Origin of the sequence: Sphingomonas sp. 66-10, assembly GCF_001897045.1 — a bacterium.
GTDB classification, from domain to species: Bacteria; Pseudomonadota; Alphaproteobacteria; order Sphingomonadales; family Sphingomonadaceae; genus Sphingomonas; species Sphingomonas lycopersici.
In genome coordinates this window covers 1-2910 of sequence record NZ_MKRR01000014.1, presented here as the reverse complement: position 1 = coordinate 2910, position 2910 = coordinate 1, and the positions used below count along the sequence as shown (strand labels likewise).

General features: G+C 65.0%; 3 protein-coding genes. 1 reads left to right on the top strand and 2 read right to left on the bottom strand.

Annotation, left to right across the window (positions count from 1 at the left end):
- On the top strand, window positions 1-624 hold a 624-nt coding region (locus BGN95_RS01805; protein ID WP_286771442.1), incomplete at its 5' end, for an ATP-binding cassette domain-containing protein.
- Here the strand turns inward: BGN95_RS01805 and BGN95_RS01800 are convergent.
- Together BGN95_RS01800 and BGN95_RS01795 are read right to left on the bottom strand one after the other, a co-directional pair.
- Window positions 609-1547, bottom strand: a complete 939-nt coding sequence (locus BGN95_RS01800; protein ID WP_286771443.1) for a chloride channel protein — start codon at window positions 1545-1547, stop codon at window positions 609-611. The two genes, BGN95_RS01805 and BGN95_RS01800, sit on opposite strands and share 16 nt — an antisense overlap.
- A 42-nt stretch (window positions 1548-1589) precedes the next feature.
- Window positions 1590-2761 (bottom strand): IS3 family transposase gene (locus BGN95_RS01795; protein ID WP_088471655.1). Its coding sequence is split into 2 segments (ribosomal slippage): window positions 1590-2497 and window positions 2497-2761, totalling 1173 coding nucleotides; the frame shifts between segments, so codons are not numbered across the junction.
- Between the last annotated feature and the right edge of the window lie 149 nt (window positions 2762-2910).

The following is a 2910-nucleotide window of genomic DNA, read 5'->3' as shown; positions in this document are numbered from 1 at the left end:
CGTGCATGTCCGCATGTCCGGCTAGAGGTGGGCGAGCGCCTGGGGATTGCGGGACGATCGGGCAGCGGCAAGACCGGCCTTCTCGAAACGCTGGCCGGGATTAGGCCCGCCTCGCTGGATTGCGGCATCTGCCTTGATGACCAGCCTCTTGCCGCGCTGCCGCCCGGGGCGGCGCGGGCGGCATTCGCACTCTCGCCGCAGGACGCCCAGCTTCTTTCAGGAACGGTGCGGGACAATCTGCGCGTCGCGCGCGCCGGCCTAGCCGATGAGCAGCTTTGGGCGGCGTTGGAAGTGGCCTGCCTCGCGGTCGACGTTCGCGCGATGCCGCATGGGCTTGGCCAATGGGTGGGCGACGGTGGTGCGCGCCTGTCAGGCGGGCAGCGCAAGCGGCTGTCGATCGCCCGCGCCATTCTGGCCGGGAAGCCGTGGCTCTTGCTCGATGAGCCGAGCGAAGGCCTCGACATGGTGACGGAGGCGCAGCTCGCGCGCCGGCTCGACACCTGGCTTCGCGAAACGGGAAACGGACTTGTCGTCGTGAGCCACAGGCGAGCGTCGCTGGCGCTCGCCGGCAAAGATGACGGGTCGATCCTTGAGATCGGCGCGCTAAGTCAATCCTCGCCGTAGAGTTCGCGCTGCGCCCGATCCAGTTCGTCAGCATAGCGTTTGCGGACATAGCGTTCAGTCAGCATTCCGACGATCCGGCCCTGAGCGTCGACCACGGCGAGATCGTCGGCCGCGCTGCTGTCGAACAGCTCCATGATCGGCACGATCGACATATCCGGCGAGAGCGTGACATCCTTGAGGATCGCGAAGTCGGACACCGGCTTTGCGGTCTGCATAGGATCGGCGAAGGCGGCCGCCGTGGGAACGAGGCCTGCATAGTGACCCTGTTCGTCCTGAAGCAGCACGCGGCTCGTCGATCCCAGCGGGAATTGCTCGCGAAATGCCTTGACCGGCATCCCCGGCGACGCGGTGGCGGGCGCGGTCCGCATCATGCGCCGCGCGGTCAGCGTTCGCATCCAGCCAATGTCGCGCGCGCTGCGAACCACCTCGCCGCGCAGATGCAGGCGCCAGGTGGAGAAGGAATAGCCGAACCGTTCGCGGACCAGCGTGCTCGAACAGAGCGCGGCCGTCAGCACGACCGCCGTGATCTCGAAATCATGCGTGGCTTCGAGGACGAGGAAGGACATGGTCATCGGGCCGCCGACGACTGCGGCCGCCAGCGCGGCCATGCCGACCAGCGAGGCATCCATCGGCGACAGGGGAATGCCATCGGGGACGAAGGCCCATAAGCGCGCGAAAATCTGCCCCAGCACCGCGCCGAGAAAGAGCGAGGCGAAGAACAGGCCGCCCCTAAAGCCGAAGCCGAGGGAGACGATCGAGGCGAGCGACTTGAGCGCGAAGATCAGGATCAAGGCGCCAAGCGCGATATTGCCGGCGATCGTCAGGTGCAGCGCACCATGCCCTGCCGACAGGATATGCGGTGTCGTGAGCGCGAGCGGGATCAGGATAGCGCCGCCCAGAGCGGGTCGCAGCCATTCGGGAATCGCGGTGCTGACCGGCCCCCACCGAGTGGTCCGCGTGGACTGTTAGTGCATTGACGCCTCCATCGCCAGTGTTGGCCGTAGGTGGAGCGAAGCGGAACCGGAGGGCGACACTGGCGATGGAACGGCCTCCGGCGCGGGTGGCCGATATCCCAGCGAGCTGTGCGGCCGGACGGTGTTGTAATGGCGCCGCCAAGCTTCGATCAGGATCTGGGCCTCGGTTAGTGAGTAGAAGATCTCGCCATTGAGCAGTTCATCGCGCAGCGACCCGTTGAAGCTCTCGCAGTATCCATTCTCCCATGGCGATCCGGGGGCGATGTAGAGCGTCTTCACGCCGACCTTCGCCAGCCATTCCTGCACCGCCGTCGCGATAAATTCCGGGCCATTGTCGGACCGGATATGCGCGGGCGGACCGCGCGTGACGAACAGTTCGGCCAGCACCGCCAGCACATCGTCGCTCTTCAGCTTACGCGCCACGGGCAACGCCATGCACTCCCGGCTCGCCTCGTCGATGATCGACAGGATGCGGTATTTGCGACCATCGTGGGTGCGACCCTCGACGAAGTCATAGGACCAGACGTGCCCGGGATATTCCGGCCGAAGCCGGATGCACGATCCGTCGTTCAACCAGAGCCGCCCGCGCTTCGGCTGCCTTTGCGGCACCTTGAGCCCCTCGCGTCGCCAGATGCGCTCGACCCGCTTGCGGTTCACATGCCAACCGGCATCGCGCAGCAATGCCGTCACCCGGCGATAGCCATAACGACCATATTGCCGCGCCAGCGCAATGATATCCTCGGTGAGAGCCGCTTCGTCATCCGCCCCGCAAGGCGCCTTGCGCTGTGTCGATCGATGTTGCCCGAGCACGCGGCAGAGCCGTCGCTCGGACACCGGCATCATCGTTCTGATGTGATCGATACAGCGCCTTCGGCGCGCGGGGCTCAGAAGTTTCCCCGGGCAGCTTCCTGCAGGATCAGCTTGTCGAGCGTCAGGTCCGAGATCGCGCGTCGAAGCCGCACATTCTCCTTCTCCAGATCCTTCATCCGGCGCGCCTGGTCGGTCTTCAGGCCGCCATATTCCTTGCGCCACCGATAATAGGTCTGCTCGCTGACAGCGATCCGGCGACACGCCTCCGCGGTCGTCGCGCCCTGCGCCAGCACAACCTCCGCTTCACGCAGCTTGCCGATAATCTCTTCCGGGCGATGCTTCTTGCTCGGCATTCCATGTCTCCTTCGTAATCCAAAATATCATCAATTTTGGACCACTCAGAAGGGGGCAGATCATATCATGCGCCGCACCAACAGGTCGGACACATGGCCGCACCAACCAACAATGCGACGCTCAATATGCCACTTGCCAACGGAGGGCC